Below are 24,157 nucleotides of genomic sequence, written 5' to 3'. Positions count from 1 at the left end.
GACATCAGCGAAGAGGTAACGCCGCGACCGGGAGTGGCGACCGGGAGTGGGCCCGGGCGCATCGGCCGGCCCTGACCGGACGCGCCGCCGAAGCCGCCTCGTCGAGGCTTCGACGGCGCGTGGTTCGGGTGTGGTCAGACGGACACCGCGTCGGGCTCGGCCGCCGAAGCCGATGCCGATGGAGTGTCGGTGCGACGCCGGGCGCGCAGCGTGTCGAGTGCCCAGGCACCCGGGCCGAGAGCCGCGACCAGCAGGAACGCCCAGCAGAAGAGCGCCGCCCGCTCGCCTCCGTTGTGCAGCGGCAGCAGAGCATTCGGCTGGTGCACCACGAAGTAGGCGTACGCCATCGAGCCGGAGGCGAGCAGCGCGGCGGGTCGGGCGAAGAGCCCGACCAGCACCAGTACGCCGCAGACCAGTTGGATCAGGGCGGCCCACCAGCCCGGCCAGGTGCCGAGGGGTACCGCCTTGCCGGTCATCGGGTTGCCGCCGAACAACCCGAATACCGAGGACAGGCCGTGCAACGTGAACAGCAGGCCGATCACGATGCGGAACAGGGACAGGGTCGGCCCGCCGAGCCGAGAGACGTTCATGGCACCTCCATCGAGGAGTATGAATTGGTCTCGTCGATCCTGAGGCATGCATGCATCGAAAGTCATAAGTTCCTTGCTGGTGGGATAATCCCTCGTGAAAACGGTGTGAACGAGGACGCCCGCGCCCTCCCCCGGTGATGTCGCAAACGATTCAGCTCGAAAGGCGCACCAGGAGACGTCCCCCCACCAGCTCGCGTGGCAGCGCAGGAAGAGCCGGCGAGGCCGGGGCCGGGCGTCGACGTGCTGCGCAAGTGGGCGAGGATCAACGGATGATCTCCCGCGACACCGCAGCACTGCGACGCATCACCGCGACGGTCGCGATGACTTCCGTGCTCGGCGGCTGCACTCTCGACCATCGCGGCCAGTCCGGAGATCCGAGCCAGCCACCCCCCGGTTCGAGGGCGCAAGCAGGCCCGACCGCCAGCACCGAGACGCCGGACGAGTGCCCGACGAGCGGCGTTCGGATCCGGTCGACCGGCGGGGACGCCGCGATGGGTCTGCGCGCCCTCGGCCTGGAGCTGGTCAACTGCGGCGAGCACCCCTACCAGCTCAACGGGTACCCGGTGCTGCACGTGTTCGACGAAGCGCGCGAGCCGATCATGCTGCGGGTGGTCAACGGCGCCAAGGAGATCACCTCAGGCTTCGACCAGCCACCCCGGCAGGTCATCCTCGCCGCCGGGGAGCGGGCCACCGCAGTGGTGCTCTGGCGCAACCTGGTCACCGACTCGACAGTGGTGGCCACCAACGGCGAGTTCCTGACGGTGGCACCCGCCGCCGGGCAGCCGGCCGACGAGGTCGACCCGGACGGGCCGATCGATCTCGGCAACACCGGCCGGATCGGCGTCAGCGCCTGGAAGAAGGCCGACCCGTCCACGCCGGTGCCGACCCGGCCGGCCCCACCGCCGGCGCCGAGCGCGGTGCCGTCGTCGGTGAGCCCGCCCGACAGCCGGCTGTGAGCCGACCCGCTACGACGTGATGTCCTTGCGGGTGAAGCGCCAGAACGCCAACCCCCAGAACAGCGTCGCGTAGCTGATCGCCGAGATGCAGCCGCGCACCACATCGTCGGTCTGCACCGGAGTCGACAGCAGACCCAGCCAGGCGGTGCTGAAGTGGGTGGGCAGGAAGTCGCGCAGCGCTCCCAGGGCGGTGATCTGGTCCAGGATGCTGGACAGGATCCAGAGCAGAACCGCACCACCCACAGCGCCCAGCGCGGCGTCCGTGATCACCGACAGCAGGAACGCCAGGCCCGCCACCACCAGCAGTACGACCGCCAGGTAGCCCAGCACGGCCAGCAACCGGAGCAACCCCTCGGTGGGTTCCAGCTCGGCGGCGACAGTGCTGCGCAGCGGCGACCAGCCATAGCGCAGGGTGCCGGCCAGCAACGCGGTGCCGGCCAACAGCAGCAGGGCCAGTCCCGAGTACGCGAGCGCGACCACCAGCTTCACCGTCAACAACCGCGCCCGGGGCACCGGGATCGCCAGCAGATACCGCAGGCTGCCCCAGCTCGCCTCACTGGCCACCGTGTCACCGCAGAACAGCGCGACGACCACCACCAGCAGGAACGACGCCGACACGAAGATCGAGAACAGGGTGAAGTTGAGCCCGCCCGAGGTGGCCAGCTCGACCAGGCTGGCGAACTCGTTGCGACCGTTGTCGTCGTCGCCGCCCGAGTCGAACTGGAACGCGATCAGGATGATCAGCGGCAGCAACACCATGAACCCGAGCGCCAACTGGGTCCGCCGCCGGGACGCCTGCCGACGGAACTCCGCCACGAACGGCATGGTGGCCGACGGCCGGTAGCCACGGGCCTCACCCGCGTCAGTAACAACCATCACCGGTCACCGCTTCCCCGAGAGTTCTCGCCCACCAGGGCGAGGAACGCGTCCTCCAGGCGCCGCCGAGGCACCACCCGGTCCACCCCGATGCCGGCGCGCACCAGCTCCGCCACCACCTCGCTGCGGGCCGTGCCGTTGGTGTCGACCACCAGTTGGCCGTCACTCTCCGGCAACACGCGGACCCCGTGCAGCCGGTCCAGCACCGCCCGCGCCGCCGCCGGGTCGGTGACGTCGAAGAGCACGCTCGGCGACTCGCCCACGATCTCCTCCACCGGCCCGGACGCCACGATCCGGCCCTTGTTCACCACCACCGCGTGCGTGCACGTCTGCTCCACCTCGGCCAGCAGGTGACTGGAGACCAACACCGCCCGGCCGTCCGTGGCGTACCGCTGGAGCACCCGGCGCATCTCGGCGATCTGCGGCGGGTCCAGCCCGTCGGTCGGCTCGTCCAACACCAGCAGTTCGGGGAGACCGAGCATGGCCTGGGCGATGGCGAGCCGCTGGCGCATCCCGTGGCTGTAGTTCTTGATCCTCCGGTGCACCGAGTCGCCCAACCCGGCGATCTCCAGCGCCGCGTCGAACTGTGCGTCCTCCCACGGCCGCCCGGTGGCCCGCCAGTACGCCTTCAGGTTGTCCAGACCCGACAGGTGCGGCAGGAAGCCCGGCCCCTCCACCAGCGCCCCGATCCGGGACAGCACCGGCGAGCCGGGCACCAGCCGGCGACCGAAGACGTAGATCTCCCCGGCGGTCGGCTGGGTCAGCCCCATCAGCACCCGCAGGGTGGTGGTCTTGCCGGCACCGTTCGGCCCGAGCAGACCCACGACCTGACCGGGGTGCACCTCGAAGTCCACGTTCGACACGGCGACGAAGCCGTCCGCGTACTCCTTGCGCAGTGCGCGCACTGCCAGCGGGGTGTCCGCGTACTCCGGGTGCACCGACCGGTCCTGGCGGCGGTGCCGGCGGCGGACCAGGGCGACGACCACGACGAGCCCGATCACGATGGCGGCGAGCAGGCCGGCGAGCACCCAGCGCCAGATCGTCGCCGCGGTGGGGATCGGCTCACCGCTGACCGTGGGCAGGCTGACCGCACCGTCCGCGGCCACCGTGTAGACGGTCGGCGCGGCCGGCGTGGTGTACGCCTGGTCGGAGGTGGCCACCACCAGCCGCAGCCGGTGCCCGGCCTCGACCCGACGGACGATCCCGGGCAGCGTCACGGTGACCGGGCGGGCGTCCTGCACCTGCTGCGGTAGGCCGGTGAGCCGGATCGGGGCGACCAGGCCGTTCGGCAGGGTGGCCGCCCCGTCCGGGTCGACGTCGTAGAGCTTGACGAAGAGCACGGCCTCCCCGGTCGGCGACGCTGCCCGGACTGTGACGGTGGGCGCACCGGCCACGTCCACGGCCTCGGTCAGCGGGGTGGACTCGAACTGGGCGTGCTGGCCGGGCACGTCACCGGCCACGCCGTCCAGCAGCGAGGCGAGCCCGCCGGCGAACGGGATCGAGGAGATGGCGGCCGGGTTGCCGTTCGGCGGGTTCGCGATCGGCTGCGCGGGGCCGGCGACCGCCACCTCCCGGCGGGCGTTGCCGGTGAGGCCGGGGTAGTCGGCGCGGCGGAAACCCGTGGCGACGAGACCCCGGTCGAGCGCGTCGAAGCCGGCGATCCGCGACCAGGTGAAGTCGTCGCCGGGCGCGTCGCCCTCGCCCTTGACGTAGTGGTCGAGCCACTGGACGGTCAGGAACTTCACCCGGTCGGAGTCCGAACGGGGTCCACTGCCACCGTCGTGCCCGCCGGTGAACCAGGCGACCCGTACCGGGGTGCCGGTGGCGGCGATGCCGCGCGCGTTCGCGTCCGCCTCACCGAGCGGGAAGAGGGTGTCCGCCTCTCCCTGAACCAACAGGGTGGGGGCCTTGATCCGGTCCAGCACACCGGCTGGGCTGGAGCGGCGCAGCAGGTCCACGGCGGCCTCGTCGGCGCGGCCGGTGGTGGCGATCCGGAGGTACGCGGCGCAGACGTCGGCGGCGAACCGGCCGCAGGACGGGTCGGCGGCACCGGCCGGAGCGCCACCGGGACCGGTGCCGGGGCCGGCACCCGGCCCGGGGCTGGGCGGGCCGGCCGACGCCGGTGCGCCCTGCGGCTGGGCGGCCGTCGCGCCGGAGAGCCCGGCCGGGCCGGAGCCCACGTTGCCGCCCCCGCCGAAGAAGAGGCCGGCCCAGCCCTTCTTGAACACACCCTCGGTGGGCGCCCCGCCGGTGCTCTCCGGCAGGAACGCGCGGGACAGGTCGTTCCACGTGATCATGGGCACGATCGCGTCAACCCGACGGTCCTGGGCGGCCAGCAGCAACGCCAACCCACCGCCGTACGAGCCGCCGACCACACCGACCTTCGGGTCGCCGGCGGCGTCGGTGCGCACCTCCGGCCGGGCGGCCAGCCAGTCCAGCAGCCGCTCGGCGTCGCGTACCTCGTAGTCCGGGTTGTCCAGGTGGATCTCACCGCCGCTGCGGCCGAAGCCCCGCGCGGTCCAGGTGAGCACCGCGTAGCCGCGCCCGGCGAACTCCTCCGCGTCGGAGCGCACCGACTCCTTCGTGCCGCCGAACCCGTGCGCCAGCAGCACCGCCGGCACCTTCCGACCGGACGAGGCGTCGTCCGGCAGGTAGAGGGTGGTGTCCAGGTTCACCGGTTGGTTACCGGACGGTCCGGAGCGGACGGTGAGCATCGCGCTCTCGGTGCGTACGCCCGGTCCCTGTGGCCACACCGCCCAGGTCACGGCGGCGGCCAACAGCACGACGACCACCGCGGCGGCGATCGCCCGGCGGCGGGTGGGAAGGGCACGCCGGAACCACGCGGCCGGCGACGGCGATGTCATGCGGCACACGGTACGGCCCGCAGCCTGAGCGTTGGCTGAGATCCGCCGTACGTCCGTCCGGTTGCCCCGATCGGTGCGCAGTGGGGTGCGAGCGCGCACCGATCGACGCGGCACAGTGAGTTGAGTTCGGATCCCGTGAATTCCGATCTTCCGCGGATATCCACCTCGATCCCTCCATGTCACACCCACAGCTGACACAGAGCGTGCCGGTAACGCGGACAAATGGTGACATGGCTCGAAGTGACGCGAACCTGACTAACCGAGTTGGGTCTGCCCAGGCGGGGGTTCGATTAGTTTTCCGGTCCGGTGCACGGGACTTGTCGGCCAGCCCGACGCCGCGCCGATCAGCGCCCCACGCCGGAGGAGACACACATGACAGTCCCCGCGCCGCGGGCCCGTCGACGGCCGTCCACGCTGGGCCGGCTACTGCCCCTGCTGCTCATCGGAGCACTGCTGGCACCGTTGGGCCTGCTCGTCACGTCGAACTGGCGGCAGGTCACCGACGATCGGGACCTCGCCGCCCGGGAACGGCTCGGCGTGCAGTACCTCACCGCACTGGCGGCGGTCACCGACGCCCTCGTGGAGGCCCAGTCCAACGCGGTCAACGGTCGCCCCGTCGCCCGGGAGGCGTTGAACGGGGCGGTCGAGAAGGCCGCCGAGGTGGACGCCCGCATCGGCGGGGAACTGCTCAGCCAGGAACGCTGGGCCGGCGTACGGGCCAAGCTGGAGGCGCTGCGCGGGCGAAGCGCATCCGACCCCGAGGCCGCCTACACCGCTTACGGCGAGGTCTCCGACCTGCTGCTGGCCCTGCACCGGAAGGTCCGGGAGAGCTCCGGGCTGGTCCGCGACCCCGAGGCCGACTCCTTTTTCCTCCAGGACAGCGCCGGCCAGGAACTGCCCGAGGCGGTGGTGGCCGCCGGCCGGCTGGCCGACCTCGCCACGCTGGTATCCCGCCGGCCGGCCGCCGACCAACCGCGCGGCCTGCTGGAGCTGACCGGCCTGCGGGTGTCCGCCCTGGCCCCCGCCGCCGATCTCGTCGACAACCTTCGCTCGGCCGTGGACGGTTCGGAGAGCACCGACCTCGGTGCCAACGTGCTGACCCCGCTGGACACCTACCAGCGTTCGGTGGAGGCGCTTGCCGCGTACTCCGTGCCGGGCAAGGAAACCGGCGTGGTCAACCCGGGCCAGTTGAGTGCCGCAGCGCTCAACTCGCACCGCTCGGCCCGCCAACTTCAGCCGGTCATCCTCACCGAACTGGACGCGGTGCTGGCCGAGCGCATCGACCGGCTCAACCGGGACCGCTGGCTGACCGCCGGGGCGGGTGTCGTCGCCGTCCTGTTGCTGAGTTGGCTCGCCGCGTTGCTGGTCGCCGCAGCTCGCCGGGCCCAGCGTCGGGCCGCCCTGGCCGCGACCCACACGGAGACTCCCGACACCCCGCCACACCGCGACCCGTGGCAGCCGCCAGCTGACGAGCCGCGTGCGCTGCAACCGGTCGGCGCGGCCCGTGACCCGGAGACCGCACAGTGGGGGGCGTTCGATGCTGCTCGGTAGGCTCCGGATCCGCGGCAAGCTCGCGCTGCTCGTGGTGATTCCGCTGCTCAGCATGGTCGGCCTGGCCGTGCCGGTGATGCTCGACCGGGTCGCCGCGGCACAGCGGGCCGGCGACACCGCCGAACGGGTCCGGCTCGCCAGCCGGGTCGGCAGCCTGGTCCAGGACCTCCAGCAGGAACGCATCCTCTCCGTCGGTTTCCTGCTCGGCCGGGTCGAACGCAGTGAGCTGGTCCGTAAGTCCGCCGACGTGGACGACCGGGTGGCCGACCTCCGGGCGGCGCGGAGCGACGCGCTGACCGACCAGGTCGACAGCGCCCTCGACGGCGTGTCCGGCCTCATCGACCTGCGCACTGCCGTCCTGGCCCGGGCCGCCAACCCGGGTCAGGTGATGGACGCGTTCGGCCCGGTCAACAAGGGGATCATCGAGTCGCTGCGGCTGGTGGTCGGCGTGGACACCGACACGTTGCCGGGCCGTCAGGTGCTCGCCCTCGACGGGCTGCTCCGCGCCGACGAGGGCCTGGGCACCTGCGCCACCCTGAGCCTGCTGGTCAAGGCGATCGGCACCCCGGACACCACCGCCGGGTACGTGGCGTGCATCGCCGCGCTCATGGTCGACAACTCGCGCTTCCGCAGCCTGATCACGCCCGAGCAGCTCACTGTGGCCCAGCTCAACGACGCCGCCGTGGCCGCGCGTACCAGCCCGGACTTCCTGGTCAGGAGCGCCCGGGATCCGGCCGCCGCAGTCCGCGACGTGCCGCTGGAGGCGCTCTTCCCGGCCGTCCGCACGATGATCCGGCTCGGTCAGTTCGTCGAGAAGAAGCTTGTCGCCGACGTGCTCGCCGAGGTGACGGCCGAGCAGCGGCGCGCGCTGACCGCCGCGTACCTGGTCGGCGCCGCGGCGGCGTTGATCCTGACGCTGGTGGTGCTGCTCAGCGTGGCGGTGGCGCGGACGGTGGCCCGACCGCTGACCCGACTCACCCGCTCAGCCGACCGGGTCGCCCGGGTCGCGGAGGCGGAGCTGGTCCGGGTCACCGACGACGAGGCGGAGAGACCTCAAGCGGTCCGGCTGGAGCCGGTGGACATCCGCGCCAACGACGAGATCGGCGACCTGGCGCGGGCCTTCGACCGGGTGCAGAACACCGCGGCGCAACTGGTCGAGCGGCAGGTCGCCGGCCGACGCAACGTGGCGCAGATGTTCGGCCACGTCGGACGACGTACCCAGAACCTGGTGGGTCGGCAGATCGCGTTGATCGACCGGCTGGAGCAGCAGGAGGCCGACCCGGGCCGCCTGGAGCACCTGTACCGACTCGACCACATCTCCAGCCGGTTGCGGCGCAACGCCGGCAGCCTTGTGGTGCTCTCCGGCTCGGCCGGGGCCGACGCGCACACCGCGCCGGTGCCGCTGGCCGACGTGGTCCGGTTGGCACTCGGTGAGATCGAGGACTACACCCGGGTGGAGGTGCAGGTGCCGGCGGGCGTCTCGGCCGCGCCGGCGGTGGTCGGTGACCTCGTCCTGGCGCTGGCCGAGCTGATGGAGAACGCCACAGTCTTCTCCCCGCCGCACACCCGGGTGCTGGTGGCCGCCGAGACGTCCGGCCTCGGCGCGCGGATCACCGTGGTGGACCACGGCATCGGCATGAGCGAGCAACGCCTGGCTGAGGAGAACGCCCGGCTCACCCGCCGGGAACGGCTCGACCTGGCCCCGACCGAGGTGCTCGGTCTCTTCGTGGTGGGCCGGTTGGCCCGTCGGCACGGCTGGCAGGTCGCCCTGGCCGCCACCGGCGGCGGAGGGGTGACCGCACAGCTGGAGATCCCGTCGACGTCGCTGGTGCTGCGCCGCGCCGACCGCGCCGGGGCCACCGTTGCCCGCGCCGCGGTGCCGGATCGGGACCGGCGTACGACGGCCACGCCCAACCCCGAGCGGGAAGCGCGGCCCAGCGCGGTGGCCGTCGCCGTGCCGGCCCGCTTCGACTCGGACCTGCTGAGCCGGGCCACCCTCAGCCTGGACGCCGGCCCGTCATGGAACGCGTTCGGTCGGGGCCAGCCGGAGGAGACCGTTCCCGAACCCCAGAGTCCCGAACCGGTGGGCAAGCCGGGCGGGCCACGGGTACGGCAGCGGGTTCCCGGGGCCACGCTGCACGCCACCGCCCCGACGACCCGGCCGGTGGACGCCACCGGCGCAGACCCCGCCGCTGCCCGCGCGCTGGTGGAGGCCTTCCAAGCCGGTGTACGCCGCGCCGAGCTGCACGTGGCGCCGGGCCTCGACGGCGCGTCGACGCGGACGGCCAGCGACCCGACGGCCAGCGCCGGGGCGGCCGTGGTGGACTTGGGCACGACCGTCGACCTGCCCAGCACCCCGGGAGGCGCCGGCCCCACGGTGCCGCGTGGTGGTGGCTCGACCGATGCCGCACCGGAGCGGCCCCGGTTGAGCCGACGGGTGCCGGGAGCGAACCTCACCGCCATCCCGGTCTGCCAACCGCCCAGCACCCACCTCGGTGACCCGGCCGAGGTCCGCGACCTCATCAGCGAGTTCGAGGCGGGCGTCGCCCGCGCTCTCCGCGAAGTCAGCCCCGACCACCGGAACGAAGAAGGATCATCACGGTGACCAGCCCCTTCCTGCACGACAATGTCGACCAGAGTCAGCCCAGCGCCAATGGGGATCTCAGCCCGGAGGCCCGTACGTTCAACTGGCTGCTGGACTCGTTCACCTCCAGCACCGCCGGGGTCCTGGAGGCGATCGCGGTCTCCTCGGACGGTCTGCTGATGGCCATGTCGGCGATCAAGGATCGGTCCAACGCGGAGCGGTTGGCCGCCGTCGTGTCCGGAATGACCAGCCTCGCCGGTGGGGCCGCCAGTTGGTACGCCCTCGGCGGCCTGAACCGGGTGATCGTCGACATGGCCGACGGCTACCTGCTGATCAGCGCGATCAGCAGCGGTTCCGTGCTCGGGGTGGTCGCCGACCGTTCGGCGAACCTGGGCACCGTCGCGTACGAGATGACGCTCTTCGCCGGACGGGCCGGTGGCGCCCTGACCCCGCGACTGATCGTCGAGTTGAAGAACGCCGTTCAGCAGTGACCCCCGACGTCGCCGGCGAGGATCCGGATCCGGACCCGAGGGTTCGGATCCGCCCGTACCTGCGCACGTCACCCCCGACCGGGGTGGGCGCGGCGGCGACACCGGCGCTGTCCGAGCCGGATCCGGACGGGGACCAACCGGCCGGTCCCCGTCCGTTCGTGCTCACCTCCGGGCGGGTTTCGGGTGCCGACCCGGCGATCGGTCTGGAGACCCAGGTGACCGTCCGCGTGGACAGCGGCTGGTGGGCCGGCCCACCCGGCGCCCTGCTGGCACCGGAACTTCAGACGATCATCGCGCTCTGCGCCGAGCCGATCTCGGTGGCCGAGATCTCGGCACGCGCCCGACTGCACTTCGGCGTGACGCGGGTCCTGGTCGGCGACCTACGCGCCGCCGGGCACCTGGACGTGCACGTGACCGACACCGACGACGCTGTCGACCCCGATCTCATCCTGCGAGTGATTGATGGACTCCGTGCGATCTCCTGAATGGCCGGTCGCCCCGCTCGGCGGGGTCGCCGCGAACAGCGCCGCCGCCCGTTACGGCATGTCCCCGGGCACCGGGCCGATAGTCGGGCGGGCGAGCCCGCCCGCGACCGCACCGCCTCCGTACCGGCCCTCGTCCGATGCGGGGTCGATCCCTCCGACCGGTAAGCCGGCCGCACCGCCGATCCCGGTCAAGATCCTGGTGGCCGGTGGGTTCGGGGTGGGCAAGACCACCACAGTGGGTGCGATCTCCGAGATCGCGCCCCTGACCACCGAGGCCGAGATGACCACCGCCGGGATCGGCGTGGACGACCCGGGTGCCCGGTCCACCAAGACCACCACCACTGTGGCGATGGATTTCGGCTGCGTGACGATCGACCGCAGCCTGAAGCTCTACCTGTTCGGCACGCCGGGGCAGACCCGGTTCGGCTTCATGTGGGACGACCTGGCCCGGGGAGCGCTCGGCGCGCTGGTGGTGGTGGACAGCGCCCGGCTGGACGACTGCTTCCCGGCCATCGACTTCTTCGAGCGGGCCGGGCTGCCGTTCGTCGTCGGGGTCAACGCCTTCGACGGGCGACTGGCCCTGGAACTCGGCGAGATCCGCTGGGCACTGGCAATCGGTGATCATGTACCCCTGGTGCAGTTCGATGCCCGCGACCGGCTCTCGGTGCGGGACGCGCTACTGGTCGTCCTGGACCGCGCGCTGGACCGCGCCACCCGGGACAGGAGGGCCTGAGCCGACCAGCTCCGGCCATGGCGGGAAGAGGTGATCTGGTGAGGGGCGACCTGGACGAGACGCTGGCCCGGCTGGCCCGACGTGAGGAGGCGTCGCGCCGTCGGGCCGCCGACCGTGACGACACCACAGCACCGTCGAGCCCGCCCGGCCTCGGCGGTGACACCCGCAACGCCCGGTCGGGCCGCCACGCGGGGGTGGAGGCCCCGAGCGAGGTGGCCGGATGGGGGCCGGTCGAGGAGGTGGCCGAGGCGATCCGCCAGGTCGTCGGGGCGTACCCCGGGCTGGCGGTGACCGTGCAGGTGGAACACGCCGGGCGGACGTACCCGATGCGGGTCTCCTGGAACGGGCCTGCCGTCACGGTCGGACCGGTTCCCCCGCCGACGCCGGTGGAACCCCCGCCAGCCTGGCCGCTCTCCGGCCGGACGGTGCCCGCCTGGGCACCCGGTCCGGACGGGTTGGCCCCGGACCCGGCGGCCCGGTTGGCCGAGCTGATCCGACGCGACCCGACGCTGTTGGACGAGCTGGATCCGCGGCGCTGACCGGCGGGGCTGGCTGCCGGCGGCTACGGTCGGGCAGTGGCGCAACCCGACCTGACCTTGACGGCGAGCCTGCGGCCGGCGGCGCTGGACGCCCGACGGGGCATCGTGCGCCTGCACCCGGAGGCACTGACAGCGCTGGGGCTGCGCCCCGGCGACCCGGTCCGCCTTGTCGGCCGCCGGGAGACGGCCGGGATCGCGGTGGCGGCCGGGCCGGGCGCGAGCAGCGCCCTGCTGTACGCCGACGACCTGACGTTGGGCAACCTGGGTCTGCGCGACGGCGGTCAGGTGCGGGTGAGCCCGGTGCCGTTGGTCTCGGCGAGCCGGGTCGTCCTGGCCGGGCCGGTGGGGGTCGTCGCGGCGGTCAGCCCGGAGATGCTCCGGCTCGCCCTGCTGGGCAAGGTGCTCACCGCCGGGGACGACGTGTCGCTGCTGCCGCAGGACGTGCTGCCGGACGCCTCGGTCCGCAGCCTGGTCGAGGCGGCGCGACGCAGCCTCGCCAACACCGTCGGCTTCGCCTGGACCAGCACGCTGCTCAGCGTGGTCACTGTCGAGCCGGCGGCCGGCGCGCTGGTCACCATGGGCACATCGGTCGCCTGGGAGCACGGTGCGACGACCCACGGCGGGCCCGCCCCGGTCGGTGCCGCGTCGACCCGACCGGGTACGAGCGCCGACGCCGTTGCGGCTGAGGACGCGCCCGACGTGGACGAGCTGCCCGGGCTGCGGGCCCAGGCCGAGGAGCTGACCGAGCTGCTGGACCTCGGCTTCCACCACCGGGAGGTGCTGGGCCGGCTCGGCACCACCATCTCGTTGGGGGTGTTGCTCGTCGGTCCGGCGGGATCCGGGAAGTCGGCGCTGGTCCGGGCCGTGGCCGCCCGGGTCGGTGCCCGCGTCCACCCGCTCTGGGCGCCGGAGGTGGCCGCGTTGGCCAGTCAGGCCGCCGCCGAGCGGTTGCGCGTCGCGGCATCGGCGGCTCGGGCCGAAGGGCCGGCGGTACTGCTGGTCACCGACGTCGAGGCGCTCGCCCCCGCGGACGATCCCCCTCCGGTGGCGACGGTGTTCCGTCAGGTCCTCGCGGAGAGCATCCGCGCCGGCGTCGCCGTGGTCTGCACCACCGGCCGGCCGGAGGCGGTCGACCCGGCACTGCGCGCCCCCGACCTGCTGTCGCTGCGGATCAGCGTCCCGCTCCCGGATCAGGCGCTGCGCCGCGAACAGCTCACAGTGCTGACCCGGCAGGTGCCGCTGGCCGACGACGTCCGGCTGGACGAGGTGGCCGCGCGTACCCCCGGGTTCGTCGCGGCGGACCTGGCCGCGCTGGTCCGGGAGGCCGGGGTACGCGCGGCGCTGCGGCAGAAGTCCGCCGAGACGCCGACGGTGTCGATGGCCGACTTCACCGCCGCCCGGGAGGTGGTCCGGCCCACCACGATGGCGGCGTCCACCCTGGATCTGGCCTCGGTGACCCTTGACGACGTGGGCGGCCTGGACGAGGTCAAGCAGACGCTGACCGAGTCGGTGCTGTGGCCGCTGACCTACCCGGACACCTTCGCCCGCCTCGGCGTGCAGCCGCCGCGCGGCGTGCTGCTCTACGGGCCGCCGGGCTGCGGCAAGACCTACCTGGTCACCGCACTGGCCGGCTCGGGGCGGGCCAACGTGCTGTCGGTCAAGGGGGCCGAACTGCTCTCCAAGTGGGTCGGTGAGAGCGAACGCGCGGTCCGCGAGCTGTTCCGTCGGGCCCGGGAGGCGGCCCCCACGCTGATCTTCCTGGACGAGGTGGACGCGCTGGCACCGGTCCGCGGCCAGGCCACCGACGGGGGCACCACGGACCGGGTGGTCGCCGCCCTGCTCACCGAGCTGGACGGGGTGGAGACGCTGCGCAACGTGGTGGTGGTCGGTGCGACGAACCGGCCGGACCTGGTCGACCCGGCGCTGCTTCGGCCGGGCCGGTTGGAACGGCTGGTCTACGTGCCGCCGCCGGACGGTCCCGCCCGCGCGGAGATCCTGCGGGCCGCGTCCCGGCAGGTGCCGCTGGCACCGGACGTCGACCTGCCGGCCCTCGGCGACGAGCTGACCGGCTTCTCCGCCGCGGACTGCGCGGCGCTGATCCGCGAGGCGGCGCTGGCCGCGATGCGGGAGTCGCTCGCCGCCGCCACGGTCACCGCCGAGCACGTGTCGACCGCACGGGCCCGGGTACGACCGTCGCTGGACCCGGCCCAGGTCGCCGGCCTGGCCGCGTACGCCGCCGGCCGGGAGTGATCAGAACAGGACAACCTTTCGTCGCGCCCAGGGCGTTCCTAAGGCGTCACATTCCTCAGTGGAGTTATCCACTGCGACGTCAGGTGGTGTTCCTTGCGCAAGCTGCTCTCTCTTCTCATCGTCCCCCTCGTGGCGGCGGCGACGGTGGTCTCGGTCGGCGCACCGGCGGCGGCTCATCCGGCGAAGCCGTTCCCCGCCCGGATCGCGCTGCCGAACGGGTTCACTCCGGAAGGACTGACGATCGGTCGTGGCACCACAGTGTTCGTGGGATCCATTCTTGACGGTGCCGTGTGGCGGGGTGACTTACGCACCGGACGCGGCTCGGTGCTGATCCCCGGCACACCCGGCACCGACAAGGCGGGCCTCAAGCTCGACCCGCAGGGCCGGCTCTGGACCGCCGACTTCTCCGGCGGGGGCGCGAGCGTGTACGACGCGGAGACCGGCACCAAGCTGGCCCACTACCAGTTCACCGATGTCCCGGGCAGCTACGTCAACGACCTCGTGATCACCCAGCGAGCGGTCTACTTCACCGACTCCGCGCGGCAGGTGCTGTACGTGGTGCCCCTTGGCCCGGGTGGTCGCCTTCCGGCCCCCACCGCCTTCCGGGTGCTGCAGCTCAGCGGTCCGGCCGCCACTCCGGACGTCTACCACAACGGGATCGTGGCACTGCCGGACGGCGATCTGCTGGTCGCGCAGATGCTGACCGGTCAGCTCGTACGCGTCGACCCGCGTACCGGCGGCAGTCGCCTCGTCGACCTCGGGGGCTACTCGGTGGAACGGGCCGACGGGCTGGTGCTGCGCGGTCGCACTCTCTATGTGATCCGGAACCTGACCAACGTCATCGCGGTGGTCCGGATGAACGCCGGCTACACCGCCGGGGTGGTGCAGCGGGAGATCACCGGCCCGCAGCTGCGTTCGCCGGCCACCGGCGACCTGCTCGGCTCGGCGTTGTACGTGGTCAACGGCCGGTTCGACGTGGAGTCGACGCCGAGCACCGACTACGACATCGTTCGGCTGCCGGCCTGACCCAGGCGGTCGGCGGCGACCCCTCGTAGGGGTTGCCGCCGGCTGGCCGGTGCGGGCACGGTCAGTCGGTCGGGAGCAGCGGGCCAAGTGGGCCGAGGTCCACGTTCAGGTCCTCCGGAGCCAGGCCGAAGTGCTCGCGCAGCCCCGTCATCTGCTCCTCCAGCGCCATCAGCGTCACCCCGATGCGCTCGACCTGCTCCTCGGAGAGGTCACCAAGATCGACCCGGCGTAGGGCCTGTCGTTCCATCAGTTGCCGCAGCAGCTCGACGACGGTGAGCACCAGGCTGGCCAGGCCTCGCTCGACCGAGTCACGGTCCACCGCGATCCGACGGTCCAGCGGGGTGACCCGGGGTGGCAGCCACGACTGGGCGCCCAGTGCAGCGGCCAGCTCCGCGGCCTCGTCCCGTCCGGTCATCCGGTGTTCTCCGGCGAGGCCAGCGCGCCGACCGAGGCGACCAACGCGCGCAGCGAGATCCGGACCAGGTCGACGTCGGCGATGGACAGCGTGATGTCACCGCTGATCACCACCCCGGTGGCGAGCACCCGGTCGAGCAGGTCGACGAGGGCAACCGGCCGGTAGGCCAGCGAATCGTCCGCGCTGTTCGGCGCGAGGACGGCGGTCACCGCGACTCCCCGACGGCGCCGTCGGGATCCGGCCGATCCGCCACGAAGGAGTACGCCGGCCACGGGCCGGTCAACTCCAGCCGAACCCCCGGGTGCCGGCCACCCAGCTGTCCGAGCAGGTCGGTAAAGCGGGACAACTCCGTGACATCGACCAGGTACGCCCCGTTGAGCACCATCGGCGTGGGCGCACCCGAGAGCCTCCGGTCCTGTGGGGCGTGCCGGCGGCCCGCCACGGCAACGTCGCAGAGGGCGGCGTGCACCGCGTCCGCGGCGGCGCTCGCGACCTGCTGGTGTTCCTCCCGGGCGGTCAACTGGGCACGTCTGCGACGCAGGTACGCCGTCCCCACCCCGCCGGCGCTCGCCGCTTCGGCGTTCACGCTGGCGGCACCCGGCACCAGGTAACCCTTCACGCCCCACTCGCCGCGCCCGGTCAGCCGGTCCAGGGTGGCGACCAGTTCGGCGCGCCGGGCGGCGAGAGAGGCGGCCACCCCGTCGTCGCCGCTGTGCACTGTGGCGAGCCGGGCCGGTGCCACCGGCCCCCGGCGAGCCAACGTCTCGACCACGGCATGGTGCGCCCGAGCCGCGCGCTCCAACCAGACCAGGTCCTCCAGGTTGCGGCGCAGCGAGTCCTCGCCGTACTCGTTCAGCGGCGCGGCGCTGACCACGGCGATCAGCCCAGCGGCGGGCACCGCGCGGACCGGGCCACCGTCCATCCCGACGATCATCGCCAACGCCGCCGGCTCGATGTTCCGAACCACGCCGTGCAGCCAGGCCCCGGCAACCGGGGCAGGCCGTTGGGTGGTCACCTCAGCCGTCGAACCCATCCCACTCCTCCACTTCGGCGTCGCGACGTAGCGCCCGGGACCGTCGCTCCACCTCAACCTGCGCCGGGTCACGCGGTTCCAACTCCACCGGCGGACGGGCCCGCGAGCTGAGCCACGGGTCGTGCTCCCACCAGTCGATGCCGATCTGACGTGCGGTGTCGACCGAGGCGATGACCAGTCGCAGCTTCAACGTCAGCAGCTCGATGTCGAGCAGGCTCACCCGGATGTCCCCGGCGATCACGATGCCCCGGTCGAGCACCCGCTCCAGGATGTCGCCCAGGTTCGCCGGCTCATGGCCGGCGGGCAGGACCTGGCCGGAGTTCTGCACCACCGGCGGCGGCTGCGCAGCGGTCATCTCAATCCACCTCACTCTTCCCGCGCTGGTAGCGCCGCAGCCGCCGATAACCGAGCAGGTTCCCCTCGACGTCCAGCTCCACCTCGTACAGGCCGAGCAGGTCGATGGAGTTGGGGATCCGGCGTGCCTCCACCACCTCCACCCCGACCAGCCAGCCGTCCTCGGTGGCCTCCAGCGACGTGGTCACCGAAGGCTCGCGACCGGTCAGCTCGACGAGTTGCCGCAGCCCCGCCCGGGCAGCCTCGGCCGCCGACACCGGCTCGACGTACTCCTCGTCGGAGTAACCGTCGACGGTCGGATCACGTCGCCGGGCGCGGTCGCCGTCGGTCATGGCGCACTCCTTCCTGGCGGGCCGGGCGCTGCCGGCGCGGACGTGGCCGCTCACCGGCCTGGCCCGCACCCCCGGTGAGCCGGTCCAGCACCCGCTGCTCGGCCCGGTCGCGTTCCTCGGCACTGAGCTCACCGGCTGCCGCCGCCGCGTCCAACGCCTCCAGCTCGCGCCGGATGTTCACCGGGTTCCGCTGTCGCGCCTCCGCTTCCCGGGCCACCACCCCGACCACCGCGGTCAGCCCGCGCACCGGCGCGTACGGCAAGGTCAGCAGCGCCCAGAGCAGGTCCATCGGTCAGCCCGCCAGCTGGTGCGCGTCGACGAAGTCGTACGGGGCGAGCGGCCCGAGCAGCCGCATCCGCAGCAGGCCCCGGCGATCCTGCGCGTACTCCTCCAGCACGTCGACCAGGGCGTCCTCCTTGTTGCTGTCCACCAGAAGTGCCACGTGGGCCGCGTCCATCTCGTGGTTGGGCGGGCGCAGCTGCGTAGAGACGACGTACTCGGCCGTCGTGTCGAGCAGCCGTCGGTTCTCCGCCTCGCGGCGCAGCTCCACCGCCTGGCTGATCAGCTCCCCGAGCCGGATCCGGGGCTCGCGGCTGGCCGCCTCGGTCCGGCCACGCACCTGCTCGGCGAGCCGGGCGGCGGCCGGGTTCTCGTCGAGGATGGCGCGCAGCAACGCCGGCTCCTCGAAACGGCCCTGCACGACGTACTGCACAGTGCCCTCCAACTCGGCGAGCGCGGCGGCGAACCGGTCGTGGTGTGGTCGCAGCAGGTCGAGCACCGCGTCCGGGCCGGTGACCACGGTGCCGAACCGCACCGGCAGGACCGGCGCAACGACCGCTGTCCCGTCGAGCAGTTCCTGGTACGCCCGAAGGTCGGCCGACCGGCCCAGCGGCGTGTCCAACGGCACCTCGCTGACCAGGGCCCCGAGGTCGCCGTGCCGGACCACAGTCACCTCGCCGGGCGGCTCGCCGACCCCGTCGGCGTCGGGCGTCGCCTCCACGTCCGCCGGCACCAGCCCGTAGAGGAAGAGTCCCGTCTCCCCTGCCATGTCAACCCCTCCCGAGGTCCCGCACGTTGCCGGTGGCGTCGCCGACCGCGCCGGTGACGTCTCGGACCGACCCGGTGACGTCCCGGACCGCGCCGGTCACACCACCGACGAGACCGGCCAGCCCCTCGCCCTCGGCCGGGGCGAGGTCCAGACGGTCAACTGCCTCGGCGAACCGTAGGTACGTCTCGATGCTCGCCACCACCACCCGGGCGTTGATCTCCACCAGGGGGATGCCGACGACCCCGACCGTCACCTGCGCGTCGATCACCACACCCTTGTCGAGCACCGTCTCCACCACGTCGGCGAGCCCGCCGGCGGAGCCCACGCGTTCCAGGGCTCCGCCGGCGGCGGCATCGCCGGCGGCCAGCGTCACTCGTCCTCCTCGCGGCGGCGGCGCACCACGGGCCGGCGCGGCGGCTCGGGTCCACGTCGGACAGGCGGACGAGGTCGTTGCGGCTCCTCCCGGGGCTGAGGCCGGCGGGCCCGCTCCGGCGCACGACGTCGGGGCGGCGGCGGAGGCTCCTCGTCGGGTTCGTCCGCGTACCCCTCGTCGTAGCCGTCCTCGGATGCCTCGTACTCCTCCTCGTACTCCGGCTCGACCGGTCGCCGTCGCGGACGCTGGCGCAGTCGCCCGCCGGGCCGGCGGCGCGGTTCCTCCTCGGCCGGCTCGTCCTCGGCGAACTCGTCGTCCTCGGTGCCGGCCGGCGCCCCGCCTCGCTGCTCCTGTCCCCGCTCGCGTTGCTCCCGCTCCTCGCGCAGGCCGGTCTCGTGGTCCTTGACCACCTGGGAGTCACGGATCTCGCCGCGCCAGCCCTCGACCTGGTCCGGGTCGAGCACCACCTCGGTCATGACATGCCGGACGAAGTGCTTCAACTCCAGCCGCACCCGCCGACCCTGGGCGCGCCACAGGTTGCCGGTGTGCTCGAAGAGCCCCTGCGGGTGGTACTCCAGCACCACCAGGATGCGGGTCAGGTCCGGGGTGACCTCGTGGAAGCTGACGGTGCCGTCGACCGAGCCCTTCTCGCCCTTCGACCGCCAGTGGATGAGCTTGTCCGGCACCTGACGGACGATTGTCGACTCCCACGTCCGATGCGACCAGAAGACCTGCGCCTTCCAGGTCAGCTTCTCGTCCGAGTCGGTGTCGACGTTCTCGACCTTCTTCATGAAGCTCGGGAAGTCGCCGAACTGCGTCCACTGGTTGTACGCGGCCCGTACCGGCACACCGACCTCGATCGTCTCGACGATGTTGGTGACCTTCTTCTTCTTGCCGCCGCCCTTACCGCCGCCCGTGCGGCCGAGAGCTGACATCACCTTCTCCTTACCGCCGGCCACCCCGGCGTGCAGCATCGCTTTCACCGGCGACCCGCCCTCAGCCAACTTCTGTGCGCCGGTGGCGGCGGCGATCAGACCGGGGCCCCCGCCCTGGCGCGCGTACTCGCTGAGGCGGCCGGTCGCGCCGGTGATCCGCTCGGTCACCACGCTCACCGCACGATCGCCGATCGCTCCGGCGAGGTTGCGCACCTCGTCGGCCAACTGGCCACGGAGCTTGTCGCCTAGGCCGCCCACGTTGGTGTTCCCCGCCATGGTCACCTCCCCCGCCGCTGCCCGGCCGCCGTGCTGTCCTGGTCGTTCGTCGCGTCCTGATCGTTCGTCGCGTTCCCGTCGTTCGCCGCGTCGCGGCCCTTGTCGTCGCCGCGCTGGTCGCCGGAGCGCCGACGCAGGGCATCAGCGGAGCCGCGCAGGCGACCCGTGAGCGCGTCGACGCCGCTGCCGGCCGCCGCAGTCGCGGCCGCCCGGCCGGCGTTGACCAACGGCACACCGAGCCGGCTCAGGTTGCTCAGTTGGGGGGACGACTGAAGCGCCGCGCTGCCCCGCTTCAGCAGCCCGCCCGGGTCCCGGCTGGCCCGGCCAGCGGCAACCGCAGCGGCCAGGGTGAGCGCGGTACGCAATTTGCGGCGACGGCCCAGCAGGTAGCCGAAGCTCACCGCCAGACCAATTCGTGTTCCGTTCTTCATCAGGTCTCCTTCGCTCCCGGAGGGTCCGGACGCCTGCCCGGTCGGGACCAAAGAAGGGGTACCGGGGAATAGCGCGAACCGTGCCTTCAATCAGGCGTCCACCTCTGCGGACCCGGGCGGCAGTACCCGACGACGTCATGTCGAAACCGCTACGACAATGTTCGTCGAACGCCGCCAAAAGAGATCCGGAAATGCGGCACCGGAATACCCAGACCGGACTTTCAGTCGGTCATGAGCAGGGAGATTGCGAGGAGAGGAAAAAAGCCCAAACAGTCTTCAGAGAGCGGGCGGCGTCGAATCGAGGCAGATTTCGGCGCGCACCTTGCCGCCGTCCTCGCGCAGTTTCGCGCCACACTTCTGCAACACGGCGACCGCGCCGATATTGTCCGGTGTCGTCTCGGCCACCACGGCCCGCATGCCCGCCCGAGCGGCGGCATTCAGCAGCTCCCGCAGGGCGGCCGCGCCGATTCCCTGCCCGCGCGCCGACCGGCCGAGCCACATCCCGGCCTCCACCGTGCGCGGCTCGTCACAGCGCGTCATCCGGACCATGCCCATCACCTCGCCGCCGACGAGGATGGCGTACATCTGCGAACCGGTCGGGCCGTCCAGCCCGCCGAAGCTTGCCCGGTGGAATTCGCGGAACGCCTCGCGACGGGCGAGCGACCAGCCGGCGGGCGCCTCGACCGGGGGCATCACATCACCCGGCTCCGCCTCCGCAGCCGCTACGGAGAGCAACGGCTCCAGGTTCCGTTCGTCCACCGGCTCCAGCCGGACCGCACCCGCCACGTGCCGCAGTCTGCCGCGCTCATCGGCCGAAGTCCACCCCATTGGCCATCCACTGGCGGTCCGGACAGCGGTACCGGCCGGTCGGGCGGCCCGGGTGTTCCACATCACGCTCTGTTGTCACCCGACCGGGTGTCAGTGGACCAAAGCGCCTACCCGAACTCGCAGAACACCACCGAAGCGTCGTCGGTGGACTTGTGTCGGCGCAGCCGATCGGGATGGTCGCGCTCGGCGTCCCGCACCCGGTCGATCAACGCGCCCGGACCGTCGGCGCTCAGCAGGTCCAGCAGACCGGCCCAGTCGGTCAGCGCGAACTGCTCCACCGCGCTGGACGCGCCGTCACTGAGCAGTGCCGCCCGCCGTAGCGCCCCCGGACCGCGCCGGGGCGCGGTCCCGGTGACCGCGTGGAAGGCCGCGTCCGGGTCGGAGGCCGCCACCCAGTAGCCGTGGGTGCGGTTCATCCGCTCCCGCTGGACGCTCACCGCGTGCCGGAACCGGGTGACCGGGTCCGCAGCGCCGCCCGGCACGACGGCCACGGTCTCCCGCAGCTCCGCCATCGCCGTGTCCAGCCGGTTGTCGGTGACCACGCTGACCTGCCCGCCGGCGTCGAGGACCAGCGGGCTGTCGCAGAGCACCAGGTAGTCCACCTGATCCCCGCAGTCCCGCAGGAGGCAGACAGTGCTGGACGGGGTGCCCGGATGGTCGAGGTCGCACTGCCCGCCGTGGTCGGCGCGTACGGCGAGGATGGCCGCGGCCAGGTTGCTGGTCAGCCGGGCAGCCGGGCGTACCGCCTCGGCGACGCCGATCCGGGCCGCCAGGTGCCGGACGTACCACTCGGGCCCGTGTACGCAGCCGGTGTCGAAGCCGTCCGGCACCGTCGCGCCGTCCAGGACACCCACCAGCGGGCCGAACCGGAAGACCAGGTCCTCGTTGACCGGCCGACCGGGGGCCGGCGCGGACGCGGAGCGTACCCGCATCACCGGCGCCGGCCCCGGCACACCGATCGGGTCAGCGCTGTCGAAGGTCGTCGACGGCCGCATGCGTCTCTCCCTGCACCTGACCGGCGGCCGAACGGCCCTGGTCGCGTACCGCGGACACGCCCTGCTGGGCGCTGGAGCGGACCGACTGCGCCGCCTGCTGCGCAGGCTCCCGCAGGTTGTCCTGCATCTGATGGCCAACCTGGCTCGCCTGCTCGCGCAGCTCACCGGAGTGCTCACTCACCATGCTCCGCGCGCGTCCGGCGAGTTGCCGCTCACGTCCGCTCGGCGGGATCAGGGAGGCGGCCAGCAGGCCGACTCCGAAGGCGACCAGGCCGGCGGCCATCGGGTTGCCCTGAGCCTGCTCGCGGGATTGCTGCCCGAGCGAACGGGTCTCGTCACGAACCGAACCGGCCGCGTGCGACATCCGCTGGGTGGCCTCTTGCCCCATGTGACTCGAGCTGCCCATCACCTTCTCCTTCGCTCGGGTGAACGCCCCGCGGGCCTGCCCGACGCGGTCACCGGCGATCCGACGCGGGTTGACCCTGTCGGTCAGCGCGTCGACGTCACTGCTCAACTCGTTGCGGGTGGTCTCGATCTCCCGCCGGATTTGATCCGGATCACTGGACATGACCTGTTCCCTCCCGACTCGTTCACCGACCCCGCAGGGCGTCCGGCAGCTCCCGGGCAGTCTGCTTCGACCGGGGCAGAACCGCACGAGCCCGCTTCAGCTGGGTCCGGGCGTTGATGAAGAGACCACCGGCCACGGCGGCCCAGATGACCGCGACGATCAGCGCCGCCCACCCCTGGTCCATCGTGTTGGACAGCCCCCACCAGAGGGCGTACGACAGGAAGAGCACCGCCAGGAACCCGGCCAGCCCGGCACCGCCGAACATACCGCCAGCCTTTCCTGCCTGGCTGACCTCCTCGCGCAGCTCGGCCTTGGCCAGCTCGACCTCCTTGCGCATCAGAGTGGAGACGTCCCGGGTCACATCGCCCAGCAGTTCGCCGACCGAAGCCTGGGTCCGTTCCTTCTCCGGGGCGCTCACGGTGCCACCCCGCCGGGCAGGTCTCGCGCTTGTTCACCGGCGGGCGTGACGTTCTGCGCCCGCGCCGTCCCCACGTACGGCTGCTGACCGACGTCCGCCGGTGCGCCCTGCGCGGGTGACGGAGCACCGGAGGCACTGCCACCCTGACCGTTGCCCGAGGCCGGCGCGGTCAGGCCACGGGTGAGCCGCCCGACCAGCAGCCCGGCCAGCGCAGCGCCCGCGAGAAACGTCGTCGGATGCTGCCGCGCGTACGTGCGAACCTCGTCGAGCACCTCGCCGGGTTCGCGCTCGTCGAGCCAACCGGCTGCCTGCTGGGCGGCGTCGGCTGCCTTGCGTACCACTTGACCGGCCAGCCCGGAATCGCCGTCCCGTTCGGCCATCGAACTGAGGTTCTGACCCAGGTCGCGCAGGCCCGCTGCGGCCCGCCGCTGCTGCGTCTGCGCCTGGTCCCGCAGCTGCCCAGTCGCCTCGCCGGTCAACTGCTGGGCCTGCCGCCGCGCCTCTGCGGCCACCTGCCCGCCCTGCTCAGCTGCGGTGTGGGCGACCTGACCCCCGGCCTGCGCGGCCTGCTGGCCGACGCGCGAGGCCTCCTGGCGGGCCTGCTGACCTCTGCCGCTCTGGTTCGTTGCCGTCATACCCCGCTCCCTTCCTGGGCCCAGGGTCGCGTGCGACCCCGGAACGCCTCCCGCCTACCCGCCTGGCCAGCCGGCATGCGGCTGGGCGGGCGGTCGGCGAGCCAACGACGCCGGGGCGGTGTTCGGTCAGCGGCGGCGGTTACGGGCGCGGGACGAGCGCAACCGGCGGAGTCGACTGATCAGCACGGGGTCGGCGGCGAGGGCTGCCGGATTGTCCAGCAGGGCGTTGAGCAGCTGGTAGTACCGGGTCGACGAGATCCCGAAGGTGTCCCGGACGGCCTGCTCCTTGGCGCCGGCGTGCCGCCACCACTGCTGCTCGAAGGCGACGATGGCCCGCTCCCGCTCGGTCAGCCCCGGCGTGGGATCAGCGGGATCAGTGGGCTGCGCCGGCTCGTTGGCGGCTGGACCCGACTCGTCGGCGGTCTCGATGGGAGGCGCCGGTCGGGGATTCGGGACGGTCGGCCCGGCAGCACCCACGGCCTCACCCGGGCGAGCGTCGATGGACGGCTCGGGGGCGGCCGGGGTGGTGTCGGCGGACATGTCGTTCAGCCTAGTCAGCGGCGACCAGGGA

At 72.6% G+C, this 24,157-nt stretch carries 28 protein-coding genes; 9 read left to right on the top strand and 19 right to left on the bottom strand.

Annotated features, from left to right (window positions below):
- Positions 1-134 precede the first annotated feature (134 nt).
- Positions 135-590, bottom strand: coding sequence for a DoxX family protein (locus MED15_RS06890; RefSeq protein ID WP_112582929.1), 456 nt, complete (start codon positions 588-590; stop codon positions 135-137).
- Positions 591-859: 269 nt separating this feature from the next.
- Here MED15_RS06890 and MED15_RS06885 point away from each other — a divergent pair, with 269 nt between their 5' ends.
- Positions 860-1,546 (top strand): DUF4232 domain-containing protein, encoded by a 687-nt coding sequence (locus MED15_RS06885; protein ID WP_244220393.1) that lies wholly within the window; start codon positions 860-862, stop codon positions 1,544-1,546.
- Between the two features lie 9 nt (positions 1,547-1,555).
- Here MED15_RS06885 and MED15_RS06880 read toward each other — a convergent pair whose 3' ends face one another.
- Together MED15_RS06880 and MED15_RS06875 are read right to left on the bottom strand one after the other, a co-directional pair.
- A complete protein-coding gene (locus tag MED15_RS06880; protein ID WP_112582927.1) occupies positions 1,556-2,422 on the bottom strand; it encodes an ABC transporter permease in 867 nt (288 codons plus the stop codon).
- Entirely contained in the window at positions 2,422-5,286 is a 2,865-nt protein-coding gene (locus MED15_RS06875) for an alpha/beta fold hydrolase (protein WP_112735034.1), read from the bottom strand. The genes MED15_RS06880 and MED15_RS06875 overlap by 1 nt, the downstream gene beginning before the upstream one ends.
- A 372-nt stretch (positions 5,287-5,658) precedes the next feature.
- Here MED15_RS06875 and MED15_RS06870 point away from each other — a divergent pair, with 372 nt between their 5' ends.
- The 8 genes from MED15_RS06870 (at position 5,659) to MED15_RS06835 (ending at position 14,945) form a co-directional block, all read left to right on the top strand.
- On the top strand, positions 5,659-6,837 hold the full coding sequence (locus MED15_RS06870) for a hypothetical protein (RefSeq protein ID WP_112582925.1): 1,179 nt from the start codon (positions 5,659-5,661) through the stop codon (positions 6,835-6,837).
- The gene (locus tag MED15_RS06865) at positions 6,824-9,442 is read left to right on the top strand and encodes a sensor histidine kinase (RefSeq protein ID WP_112582924.1); all 2,619 of its coding nucleotides are present in this window, start codon (positions 6,824-6,826) and stop codon (positions 9,440-9,442) included. Before MED15_RS06870 ends, MED15_RS06865 begins: the two co-directional genes overlap by 14 nt.
- Positions 9,439-9,912, top strand: coding sequence for a roadblock/LC7 domain-containing protein (locus MED15_RS06860; RefSeq protein ID WP_091402960.1), 474 nt, complete (start codon positions 9,439-9,441; stop codon positions 9,910-9,912). Before MED15_RS06865 ends, MED15_RS06860 begins: the two co-directional genes overlap by 4 nt.
- Positions 9,909-10,397: a DUF742 domain-containing protein gene (locus tag MED15_RS06855; RefSeq protein ID WP_112582923.1), complete on the top strand. Its 489-nt coding sequence runs from the start codon at positions 9,909-9,911 to the stop codon at positions 10,395-10,397. Before MED15_RS06860 ends, MED15_RS06855 begins: the two co-directional genes overlap by 4 nt.
- A complete protein-coding gene (locus MED15_RS06850; RefSeq protein WP_181518670.1) occupies positions 10,375-11,130 on the top strand; it encodes a GTP-binding protein in 756 nt (251 codons plus the stop codon). The genes MED15_RS06855 and MED15_RS06850 overlap by 23 nt, the downstream gene beginning before the upstream one ends.
- 38 nt (positions 11,131-11,168) lie before the next feature.
- Positions 11,169-11,669, top strand: coding sequence for a hypothetical protein (locus MED15_RS06845; protein ID WP_112582922.1), 501 nt, complete (start codon positions 11,169-11,171; stop codon positions 11,667-11,669).
- A gap of 36 nt (positions 11,670-11,705) precedes the next feature.
- Positions 11,706-13,919 carry an AAA family ATPase gene (locus MED15_RS06840; RefSeq protein WP_112582921.1) on the top strand — a complete coding sequence of 738 codons (2,214 nt, stop codon included), beginning with the start codon at positions 11,706-11,708 and terminating at the stop codon, positions 13,917-13,919.
- A gap of 93 nt (positions 13,920-14,012) precedes the next feature.
- Complete coding sequence (locus MED15_RS06835; protein WP_146754566.1) at positions 14,013-14,945, top strand: SMP-30/gluconolactonase/LRE family protein; 933 nt, start codon at positions 14,013-14,015, stop codon at positions 14,943-14,945.
- A 61-nt stretch (positions 14,946-15,006) separates the two neighbouring features.
- Here MED15_RS06835 and MED15_RS06830 read toward each other — a convergent pair whose 3' ends face one another.
- The 16 genes from MED15_RS06830 to MED15_RS06755 form a co-directional block, all read right to left on the bottom strand.
- On the bottom strand, positions 15,007-15,360 hold the full coding sequence (locus MED15_RS06830; protein ID WP_112735033.1) for a gas vesicle protein K: 354 nt from the start codon (positions 15,358-15,360) through the stop codon (positions 15,007-15,009).
- Entirely contained in the window at positions 15,357-15,569 is a 213-nt protein-coding gene (locus tag MED15_RS06825; RefSeq protein WP_167457614.1) for a gas vesicle protein, read from the bottom strand. The genes MED15_RS06830 and MED15_RS06825 overlap by 4 nt, the downstream gene beginning before the upstream one ends.
- Positions 15,566-16,393: a GvpL/GvpF family gas vesicle protein gene (locus MED15_RS06820; RefSeq protein ID WP_112735032.1), complete on the bottom strand. Its 828-nt coding sequence runs from the start codon at positions 16,391-16,393 to the stop codon at positions 15,566-15,568. The genes MED15_RS06825 and MED15_RS06820 overlap by 4 nt, the downstream gene beginning before the upstream one ends.
- Positions 16,377-16,748, bottom strand: coding sequence for a gas vesicle protein (locus MED15_RS06815; protein ID WP_112582917.1), 372 nt, complete (start codon positions 16,746-16,748; stop codon positions 16,377-16,379). Before MED15_RS06815 ends, MED15_RS06820 begins: the two co-directional genes overlap by 17 nt.
- A gap of 1 nt (position 16,749) precedes the next feature.
- A complete protein-coding gene (locus MED15_RS06810) occupies positions 16,750-17,079 on the bottom strand; it encodes a gas vesicle protein GvpO (RefSeq protein WP_112582916.1) in 330 nt (109 codons plus the stop codon).
- Positions 17,048-17,368, bottom strand: a complete 321-nt coding sequence (locus MED15_RS06805) for a gas vesicle protein GvpG (protein ID WP_112605192.1) — start codon at positions 17,366-17,368, stop codon at positions 17,048-17,050. Before MED15_RS06805 ends, MED15_RS06810 begins: the two co-directional genes overlap by 32 nt.
- A gap of 3 nt (positions 17,369-17,371) precedes the next feature.
- The gene (locus tag MED15_RS06800; protein WP_112735031.1) at positions 17,372-18,127 is read right to left on the bottom strand and encodes a GvpL/GvpF family gas vesicle protein; all 756 of its coding nucleotides are present in this window, start codon (positions 18,125-18,127) and stop codon (positions 17,372-17,374) included.
- Between the two features lies 1 nt (position 18,128).
- Complete coding sequence (gene gvpJ / locus MED15_RS06795) at positions 18,129-18,500, bottom strand: gas vesicle protein GvpJ (protein WP_112735030.1); 372 nt, start codon at positions 18,498-18,500, stop codon at positions 18,129-18,131.
- Positions 18,497-19,711: an SRPBCC family protein gene (locus MED15_RS06790; protein ID WP_112735029.1), complete on the bottom strand. Its 1,215-nt coding sequence runs from the start codon at positions 19,709-19,711 to the stop codon at positions 18,497-18,499. The genes gvpJ and MED15_RS06790 overlap by 4 nt, the downstream gene beginning before the upstream one ends.
- A gap of 2 nt (positions 19,712-19,713) precedes the next feature.
- Positions 19,714-20,142, bottom strand: coding sequence for a hypothetical protein (locus tag MED15_RS06785; RefSeq protein WP_112735028.1), 429 nt, complete (start codon positions 20,140-20,142; stop codon positions 19,714-19,716).
- Positions 20,143-20,418: 276 nt separating this feature from the next.
- The gene (locus MED15_RS06780; protein ID WP_112582910.1) at positions 20,419-20,928 is read right to left on the bottom strand and encodes a GNAT family N-acetyltransferase; all 510 of its coding nucleotides are present in this window, start codon (positions 20,926-20,928) and stop codon (positions 20,419-20,421) included.
- 149 nt (positions 20,929-21,077) lie between these two features.
- Positions 21,078-21,965, bottom strand: coding sequence for a hypothetical protein (locus MED15_RS06775; RefSeq protein WP_112582909.1), 888 nt, complete (start codon positions 21,963-21,965; stop codon positions 21,078-21,080).
- Positions 21,934-22,533, bottom strand: coding sequence for a DUF3618 domain-containing protein (locus MED15_RS06770; RefSeq protein ID WP_112605177.1), 600 nt, complete (start codon positions 22,531-22,533; stop codon positions 21,934-21,936). The genes MED15_RS06775 and MED15_RS06770 overlap by 32 nt, the downstream gene beginning before the upstream one ends.
- Positions 22,534-22,555: 22 nt before the next feature.
- On the bottom strand, positions 22,556-22,951 hold the full coding sequence (locus tag MED15_RS06765; protein WP_112582907.1) for a phage holin family protein: 396 nt from the start codon (positions 22,949-22,951) through the stop codon (positions 22,556-22,558).
- Entirely contained in the window at positions 22,948-23,586 is a 639-nt protein-coding gene (locus tag MED15_RS06760; RefSeq protein WP_112582906.1) for a hypothetical protein, read from the bottom strand. The genes MED15_RS06765 and MED15_RS06760 overlap by 4 nt, the downstream gene beginning before the upstream one ends.
- Before the next feature lie 126 nt (positions 23,587-23,712).
- The gene (locus MED15_RS06755) at positions 23,713-24,126 is read right to left on the bottom strand and encodes a DUF3263 domain-containing protein (RefSeq protein WP_112727038.1); all 414 of its coding nucleotides are present in this window, start codon (positions 24,124-24,126) and stop codon (positions 23,713-23,715) included.
- Between the last annotated feature and the right edge of the window lie 31 nt (positions 24,127-24,157).

The sequence above is a fragment of the Micromonospora noduli genome, from assembly GCF_003264475.1.
GTDB lineage: Bacteria > Actinomycetota > Actinomycetes > Mycobacteriales > Micromonosporaceae > Micromonospora > Micromonospora noduli.
The sequence above is the reverse complement of the archived record's forward strand: the minus strand, read 5'-3'. Positions and strand labels throughout refer to the sequence as shown.

What these genes read in the sequence shown, in the direction of transcription:
- MED15_RS06890 (WP_112582929.1), bottom strand. Translation starts at nt 590, where the DNA reads ATGAACGTCTCTCGGCTCGGCGGGCCGACCCTGTCCCTGTTCCGCATC.
- MED15_RS06885 (WP_244220393.1), top strand. Translation starts at nt 860, where the DNA reads ATGATCTCCCGCGACACCGCAGCACTGCGACGCATCACCGCGACGGTC.
- MED15_RS06880 (WP_112582927.1), bottom strand. Translation starts at nt 2,422, where the DNA reads ATGGTTGTTACTGACGCGGGTGAGGCCCGTGGCTACCGGCCGTCGGCC.
- MED15_RS06875 (WP_112735034.1), bottom strand. Translation starts at nt 5,286, where the DNA reads ATGACATCGCCGTCGCCGGCCGCGTGGTTCCGGCGTGCCCTTCCCACC.
- MED15_RS06870 (WP_112582925.1), top strand. Translation starts at nt 5,659, where the DNA reads ATGACAGTCCCCGCGCCGCGGGCCCGTCGACGGCCGTCCACGCTGGGC.
- MED15_RS06865 (WP_112582924.1), top strand. Translation starts at nt 6,824, where the DNA reads ATGCTGCTCGGTAGGCTCCGGATCCGCGGCAAGCTCGCGCTGCTCGTG.
- MED15_RS06850 (WP_181518670.1), top strand. Translation starts at nt 10,375, where the DNA reads ATGGACTCCGTGCGATCTCCTGAATGGCCGGTCGCCCCGCTCGGCGGG.
- MED15_RS06830 (WP_112735033.1), bottom strand. Translation starts at nt 15,360, where the DNA reads ATGACCGGACGGGACGAGGCCGCGGAGCTGGCCGCTGCACTGGGCGCC.
- MED15_RS06820 (WP_112735032.1), bottom strand. Translation starts at nt 16,393, where the DNA reads ATGGGTTCGACGGCTGAGGTGACCACCCAACGGCCTGCCCCGGTTGCC.
- MED15_RS06815 (WP_112582917.1), bottom strand. Translation starts at nt 16,748, where the DNA reads ATGACCGCTGCGCAGCCGCCGCCGGTGGTGCAGAACTCCGGCCAGGTC.
- MED15_RS06810 (WP_112582916.1), bottom strand. Translation starts at nt 17,079, where the DNA reads ATGACCGACGGCGACCGCGCCCGGCGACGTGATCCGACCGTCGACGGT.
- MED15_RS06805 (WP_112605192.1), bottom strand. Translation starts at nt 17,368, where the DNA reads ATGGACCTGCTCTGGGCGCTGCTGACCTTGCCGTACGCGCCGGTGCGC.
- MED15_RS06800 (WP_112735031.1), bottom strand. Translation starts at nt 18,127, where the DNA reads ATGGCAGGGGAGACGGGACTCTTCCTCTACGGGCTGGTGCCGGCGGAC.
- MED15_RS06790 (WP_112735029.1), bottom strand. Translation starts at nt 19,711, where the DNA reads ATGGCGGGGAACACCAACGTGGGCGGCCTAGGCGACAAGCTCCGTGGC.
- MED15_RS06785 (WP_112735028.1), bottom strand. Translation starts at nt 20,142, where the DNA reads ATGAAGAACGGAACACGAATTGGTCTGGCGGTGAGCTTCGGCTACCTG.
- MED15_RS06775 (WP_112582909.1), bottom strand. Translation starts at nt 21,965, where the DNA reads ATGCGGCCGTCGACGACCTTCGACAGCGCTGACCCGATCGGTGTGCCG.
- MED15_RS06770 (WP_112605177.1), bottom strand. Translation starts at nt 22,533, where the DNA reads ATGTCCAGTGATCCGGATCAAATCCGGCGGGAGATCGAGACCACCCGC.
- MED15_RS06760 (WP_112582906.1), bottom strand. Translation starts at nt 23,586, where the DNA reads ATGACGGCAACGAACCAGAGCGGCAGAGGTCAGCAGGCCCGCCAGGAG.
- MED15_RS06755 (WP_112727038.1), bottom strand. Translation starts at nt 24,126, where the DNA reads ATGTCCGCCGACACCACCCCGGCCGCCCCCGAGCCGTCCATCGACGCT.